Annotated in this window: 4 protein-coding genes and 1 pseudogene; 2 read left to right on the top strand and 3 right to left on the bottom strand. The window is 75.5% G+C overall.

Translation table 11 applies throughout. The annotated features are described in order from the left end of the window. Positions 1 to 1,844 (top strand): annotated as a pseudogene (locus DLJ47_RS19780) (heavy metal translocating P-type ATPase); the annotation flags it as partial. A 72-nt stretch (positions 1,845 to 1,916) separates the two neighbouring features. Next, a complete protein-coding gene (locus DLJ47_RS36970) occupies positions 1,917 to 2,321 on the top strand; it encodes a hemerythrin domain-containing protein (protein WP_233257907.1) in 405 nt (134 codons plus the stop codon). Positions 2,322 to 2,434: 113 nt separating this feature from the next. On the opposite strand, the gene DLJ47_RS19775 is transcribed toward DLJ47_RS36970, so the two are convergent. The 3 genes from DLJ47_RS19775 to DLJ47_RS19765 form a co-directional block, all read right to left on the bottom strand. Beyond that, positions 2,435 to 3,301 (bottom strand): universal stress protein, encoded by an 867-nt coding sequence (locus DLJ47_RS19775; protein ID WP_109901486.1) that lies wholly within the window; start codon positions 3,299 to 3,301, stop codon positions 2,435 to 2,437. 55 nt (positions 3,302 to 3,356) lie between these two features. After that, positions 3,357 to 5,759: a phosphoketolase family protein gene (locus DLJ47_RS19770; protein ID WP_109901484.1), complete on the bottom strand. Its 2,403-nt coding sequence runs from the start codon at positions 5,757 to 5,759 to the stop codon at positions 3,357 to 3,359. Positions 5,760 to 5,885: 126 nt separating this feature from the next. Then, a complete protein-coding gene (locus DLJ47_RS19765) occupies positions 5,886 to 6,716 on the bottom strand; it encodes a universal stress protein (protein WP_109901482.1) in 831 nt (276 codons plus the stop codon). Positions 6,717 to 6,951: the final 235 nt, after the last annotated feature.

Below are 6,951 nucleotides of genomic sequence, written 5' to 3'. Positions count from 1 at the left end.
AGTGCGTACCGGAGCATCCGGTGCGGCGGGTCGCGGCGCGCTGGGCGACCTGGGCGCCGCTGGTCGGGTCGACCGCCGTGGTGCTGGTCGGGGCCGGGTTCTGGCTGGCCGGCCGGCGGGACGCGGCGAACCTGGTCTGGGCCGCGCTGACCCTGGTCGCCCTGCTGCCGGCGGCCTGGTCGGTGCTGCGCGACCTGTGGCGCCGCCGGTTCGGCGTGGACGTGATCGCCGTGCTGGCGCTGGCCGGCGCGCTCGGCGTCGGCGAGTACCTCGCCGGCGCGGTGATCGCGGTGATGCTGGTCACCGGCCGGTCGCTGGAGGCGTACGCCCAGCGGCGGGCGACCCGCGACCTGCGCGCGCTGCTCGCCCGCGCCCCGCGCACCGCCCGGCGGCGCACCGCGGACGGCGGGATCGAGGTGGTGCCGGTGGACCGGATCGCGGCGGGGGACCGGCTGCTGGTCGGCCCCGGCGACGTGGTCGGTGTCGACGGCGTGCTGGAGGCCGCCGCCACGCTGGACGAGTCGGTGGTCACCGGCGAGTCCCGGCTGGTCCAGCGGGCGGCCGGGGAGCCGGTGGCCAGCGGCGTGGTCAACGCCGGGGCCGGCTTCGGGCTGCGCGCGACGACCAGCGCGGCCGGCAGCACGTACGCCGGGATCGTCCGGCTGGCCGAGGAGGCGACCGCCCGCAAGGCGCCGATGGTCCGCCTCGCCGACCGGTACGCGGCGGCCTTCGTCCCGTTCACCCTCGCGCTGGCCGGCCTGGGCTGGCTGCTCTCCGGCGAGCTGGACCGGGCGGTGGCGGTGCTGGTGGTGGCGACCCCGTGCCCGCTGCTGCTGGCCACGCCGATCGCGATCGTCTCCGGGCTGTCCCGGACCGCGCGGCGCGGCGTGCTGGTCCGCGACGGCGGCTCGCTCGAACTGCTCGGCCGGGCCCGCACCCTGCTGGTCGACAAGACCGGCACGCTCACCGCCGGCCGGCCGCGAGCCGCCGAGACGGTCGCCGGCCCCGGCGTCGACCGGGACGAGGTGCTGCGGCTGGCCGCCTCCGTCGAGCAGCTGTCGCCGCACGTGCTGGCCACCGCCCTGGTCGGCCAGGCCCGGGCGCGCGGCCTGCGGCTGACCGAGCCGACCGAGGTGACCGAGGAGCCCGGTCGAGGCGTCGCCGGCCGGGTCGACGGGCGCCTGGTCCGGGTCGGCCAGTTCGGCGGCGAGCTGCCCGGCTGGGCCGAGCGGGCCCGCCAGCGGGCCGAACTGGCCGGCAGCTCGGTGGTCTGGGTCGGTGACGAGGCCGGCCCGTTCGGCGCGGTGCTGCTGGAGGACCCGGTACGCCCCGACGCCCGGCGCACCGTACGCCGGCTCCGCGCGGCCGGCCTGCGCCGGATCGTGATGGTCACCGGCGACCGGCCGGGCACCGCGGAGCAGGTCGCCCAGCTGGTCGGCGTGGACGACGTGCTGGCCCGGTGCACCCCCGGGGAGAAGGTCGACCGGGTCCGGGCGGAGGCCGGCCGGGCGGTCACCGTGATGGTCGGTGACGGGGTGAACGACGCTCCCGCGCTCGCCGAGGCGCACGTCGGCGTGGCGATGGGAGCCACCGGGGCGACCGCCTCCGCCGACGTCGCCGACGCGGTGCTGACCGTGGACCGGCTGGACCGGCTGGCCGATGCGGTGGAGATCGCCCGGTACGCCCGCCGGATCGCCGTGCAGAGCGCCGCCGTCGGGATGGGGCTGGCGGTGCTCGCCATGCTGGTCGCGGCGGCCGGCCGGCTGCCCCCGGTCGCCGGCGCGTTCCTCCAGGAGGGCATCGACGTGCTGGTCATCGTCAACGCGCTGCGCGCCCTCGGCGGGGGCCTGCGCCGCCGCGACGTCGCGCCCGGCACCCGGGAACTGCTCGACCGGTACGCCGGCGAGCACGCCGCGATGCGGGACGTGCTGGCCGGGCTGCGGGACACCGCCGACCTGGTCGCCACCCGCCCGGACTCGCCGGAGTGCCTACCCGCGCTGCGCGCCGCGCACCGCCGGCTCACCGACGAGGTGCTGCCGCACGAGGCCGCCGAGGAGCGGCAGCTCTATCCCGCGCTGGCCGGGCCGCTGGGCAGCGCGGAGGCGACCGCCACGATGAGTCGGGCGCACGTGGAGATCCGGCGGCAGGTGGACCGGATCGGCGCGCACCTGGCCGGCGCCGACGACGGGCGGCTCCGGGCCGACCAGGTGACCGACCTGCTCGCCACGCTCTACGGGCTGGAGGCCGTGCTCCGGCTGCACCTGGCGCAGGAAGAGGAGGACTACTTCTCGCTCGCCCCGCCCGCCGACGCCGGGCGGTGAGGCGGCGACGCCGGACGGTGCCACACCGGCCGGTGCGGCCGGCACCGCCCGGCGGCGTGGCGACCACGGCGGTACGGCCCGCCCCGGGGCGGGCGGGTCCGCGCTCCGCCCGCTCAGCGCTCGCGGACCACCGCGACCGGGCAGTGGGCGTGCTGGATCAGCTGCTGGCTGACCGAACCGAGCAGCATCCCGCGCAGCCCGCCGCGACCGCGGCTGCCGACCACCACCAGCTGAGCGTTACGGCTGGCCTGGACCAGCAGGGCGGCCGGCGCGGCGGACGCCACCTCGATGGTCACCTCGACGTCGGGGAAGGCCGGCCGCCAACGGGCCAGCGCCTCCTCCAGCTCGGCCCGGTCGGTGGCCGCCGCCTCCCGTTCCTCCGGGCCGGACGGAGACCGCTGGCCGGCGGGCGGGTGCGCGGCCCGCAGCACGTGCAGCGGCACCTGCCGGGCCGCCGCCTGCTCGACCGCGAAACCGAGCGCCACCAGCGAGAACTCCGAGCCGTCCACGCCCACCGCGATGTGGCCGGCCGGCCGGCCGGGTTCACCGCGGACCACCACCACCGGGCAGTGCGCATGGCCGGCGACGGCCACCGCGGTCGATCCGGCGAGCAGCCCGGTGAAGCCGCCGTGCCCGCGGCTGCCGAGCACCAGCAGGCCGGCCCGCGCCGACCGTTCCTCCAGCACCAGCGCGGGTGGCCCGTCGAACACCTCGCCGTGCACGGTCACGCCCGGGCTCGTCGCGGCGGCGTCCGCCGTCGCCTTGCGCACCAGGTCCTCGACCTGCCGCCGGGCCGTCTCGTCCGGCCAGACGCCGGGGGCGATGCCGGGGCCGAGCCAGCCGGCCACGGTGAGCCACTCGTAGACGTACGCCAGCCGGACCGGGCGGCCGCTGCGGCCGGCCTCGTCCAGCGCCCACTCCAGCGCCCGCGCGGCCTCGGCGGAGCCGTCGTAGCCGACCAGGATCTCGGCGCCGCTCATCGGGTCCAGCCGTCCGCCGCGCCCGGGCCACGGTGCGCGACCACCGCCCGCGCGCTCACTGCTCGCCCCGCAGGCCCGGCTCGGTCTCCCGGATCCAGCGCCACTCCGCCACCCGCGGGTCGTCCTCGCCGTAGCGGCGGGTGTAGTCGCGGCAGGACTGGCGGGCGTCGACCATCTCCTGACGCAGGTGCGCGGCCCGCGCGGCCAGCCCCGGCACCCGGTCGATGACGTCGATGACCAGGTGGAACCGGTCGAGGTCGTTGAGCATCACCATGTCGAACGGCGTGGTGGTGGTGCCCTCCTCCTTGTAGCCGCGCACGTGCAGGTTGTCGTGGTTGGTACGCCGGTAGGTGAGCCGGTGGATCAGCCACGGGTAGCCGTGGTACGCGAAGATGACCGGCCGGCTCTGCGTGAAGATCGTGTCGAACTCCTTGTCGGACAGGCCGTGCGGGTGCTCCGAGGGCGGCTGGAGCCGCATCAGGTCCACCACGTTGACCACCCGTACCTTCAGCTCCGGCAGGTGCCGGTGCAGCAGGTCCGCGGCGGCGAGGGTCTCCAGCGTCGGCACGTCCCCGGCGCAGGCGAGCACCACGTCCGGCTCGCTGCCCTGGTCGGTGCTGGCCCAGTCCCAGATGCCGATGCCGCGCCGGGCGTGCTGGATCGCCTCGTCCATCGACAGCCAGTTCGGGGCGGGTTGCTTGCCGGCCACCACCACGTTGATGTAGTGCCGACTGCGCAGGCAGTGGTCCATGGTGGAGAGCAGGGTGTTCCCGTCCGGCGGCAGGTAGACCCGCACCACCTCGGCCTTCTTGTTCATCACGTGGTCGATGAAGCCCGGGTCCTGGTGCGAGAAGCCGTTGTGGTCCTGCCGCCACACGTGGCTGGAGAGCAGGTAGTTCAGCGAGGCCACCGGCTGCCGCCAGGGGATGCCCCGGGTCACCTTCAGCCACTTGGCGTGCTGGTTGACCATCGAGTCGACGATGTGGATGAACGCCTCGTAGCTGGTGAAGATGCCGTGCCGGCCGGTCAGCAGGTAGCCCTCCAGCCAGCCCTGGCACAGGTGCTCGGAGAGCACCTCCATCACCCGGCCGTCGGGGGAGAGGTGGTCGTCGCCCGGCACCGTGCCGGCCACCCAGGCCCGGTCGGTGACCTCGAACGCGGCACCGAGCCGGTTCGAGGCGACCTCGTCCGGGCCGAAGAGCCGGAACGTCTCCGGGTTGGCGGCGATCACGTCCCGGATCCACGGCCCCAGCGCGCCGGCGGCCCCGGCGACCGTCGCACCCGGCCGGGGCACGTCCACGGCGTAGTCGCGGAAGTCCGGCAGGTTCAGCTCGCGTAGCACCATCCCGCCATTGGTGACCGGGTTGGCGCTCATCCGCCGGTCGCCCTTCGGCGGCAGGTCGGCGAGCTCGGCGACCGGGGCGCCGGTGGCGTCGAAGAGCTCCTCCGGCCGGTAGCTGCGCAGCCAGCGCTCCAACCCGGCCAGGTGGTCCGGGTTCTTGCGCACCTCGGACAGCGGCACCTGGTGCGAGCGGTAGGTGCCCTCCACCTGCTTGCCGTCCACGTCCCGTGGGCCGGTCCAGCCCTTCGGCGTACGCAGGATGATCATCGGCCAGCGCGGGCGCTCGACGGCGCCGCCGGAGCGGGCGGCGCGCTGGATCGCGGCGATCTCGTCCAGCGCCCGGTCCAGGGTGGCGGCGAGCGCCTGGTGCACCCGCGCCGGCTCGTCACCGGCCACCACGTACGGCTGGTACCCGAAGCCGCGCATCATCTCCAGCAGGTCGTCGGCGGGGATCCGGTCCAGCACCGTGGGGTTGGCGATCTTGTAGCCGTTCAGGTGCAGGATGGGCAGCACCGCGCCGTCGCGGGCCGGGTTGAGGAAGACGTTGGAGAGCCAACTGCCGGCCAGCGGGCCGGTCTCCGCCTCGCCGTCGCCGATCACGCAGGCCACCAGCAGGTCCGGGTGGTCGAACGCGGCGCCGTAGGCGTGGCTCAGCGCGTACCCCAGCTCGCCGCCCTCGTGGATCGAACCCGGCACCTCCGCGGCCACGTGGCTGGGGATGCCGCCGGGGAAGGAGAACTGGCGGAACAGCCGCGCCATGCCCGCCTCGTCGCGGCCGGTGCCGTGGTACTTCTCGCTCCAGGTGCCCTCCAGCCAGGTGTTCGCCACGATCGCCGGCCCGCCGTGGCCGGGCCCGGTGATGAACATGGCGGACAGGTCACGGTTGACGATCACCCGGTTCAGGTGGGCGTAGAGCAGGTTCAACCCCGGCGACGTGCCCCAGTGGCCCAACAGCCGCGGCTTGACGTGCTCCGGCGTCAACGGATCGCGCAGCAGTGGATTGTCCAGCAGGTAGATCTGCCCCACGGTGAGGTAGTTCGCCGCCCGCCAGTAGGCGTCCAGCCGGCGCAGCTCGTCTTCGGTCAGGGGGCCGTGCAGGTCGAGAGCGGTGTCCATACTGCCTGAGCCTCTCGCGGGTAGGGGAATCCTGCATCTTCACGGCGCGGATCCATCCGGGCCGATCCCAGCTTCGCCGACCGTGCCGGTCCGGCTCAGGGCCGTTGGTCCCGCGCCGGCCGGGCGCTACGCCCCGTCCATCGGAATCCCGGTCAGCCCCCGGATCACGATCACCGGCGCCGGTGAGTGGTAGAGCATCGACTGGCTCACCGCGCCGAGCATGCCCCGGGCCGGCTCGTCGCCCCGAGCCGCGACGATGGCCAGCTGGGCCGAGCGCGACTGGTCGACCAGGACGGTGCCCGGGTCGCCACGGATCGCATGGCACTCGACCGGCACGGCGGGGTGGCGGTGCGCGTACCGGGCCACCTCCGCTTCCAGCTGGTCGGTCGTGTCCTCGGTGGTCTCGCCCGGCTCGACCACCCGTACCGCCAGCAGGCGGGCCGCCCGCCGGGCGGCGCAGTCGAACGCCCACTCCAGGGCGGCCCGCGAGCTGGCGGTCCCGTCCACGCCGACCAGCACCGGCCCCTGTGGTGGCGGCTCCCGGCGGGCCACCAGCACGGGGCAGCTGGCCCGCGCGGCCAACTGCACGGCCGGCGCGTCGGCCGGTACGCAGTCGGCGCAGGCCGCCATCCCACCGTCGCCCACCACGAGCAGGAACGCCCAGTCCGAGCGGCGGGCCAGCACACCCACCGCCGGCCCCTCCGCGATCTCCTCCTGCACCGGCAGATCCGGCGCGACCTCGGCGGCGATCCGGCGGGCCTCGGCGAGCAGCTCCTCGGCGTGGGCGCGGGGCTCGGCCACCGTCGGCGCCTCGAACGCGGCGGTCCAGTTGAACGCGTGCAGCAGATGCAGTTGCCGCTCGTGCGCGGCGGCCTCCTGCGCGGCCAGCCGAACCGCCGGGTAGTTGCGTTCGGAGCCGACGCCGACCAGCACCGCTGCGTCGGCGGCTGCGGCCATCCGGCATCACCTCCGCAGGCGTCGCGCCCGGCACGACTGGCTCCCATCCGAGGTTAGTCCCGACCGTGCGGGCTTGGGGCGGTATCGCCGGCTCTGGGCCGGCTCCGATGCCGGGGTTCGGTCGCGCCGTTGGTGTGGCCTGCCGTGGACGGGCTTTTGGGCGGTCGGGCTTGATCCTTGCGTCGGGGTCGGGTTGCGGTGGGTGGGTGGGTGCGGTTTGGGTGTGGCCCGCCGT

The sequence above is a fragment of the Micromonospora sp. S4605 genome (assembly GCF_003176715.1).
Lineage (GTDB): Bacteria > Actinomycetota > Actinomycetes > Mycobacteriales > Micromonosporaceae > Micromonospora > Micromonospora echinaurantiaca.
The sequence above is the reverse complement of the archived record's forward strand: the minus strand, read 5'-3'. Positions and strand labels throughout refer to the sequence as shown.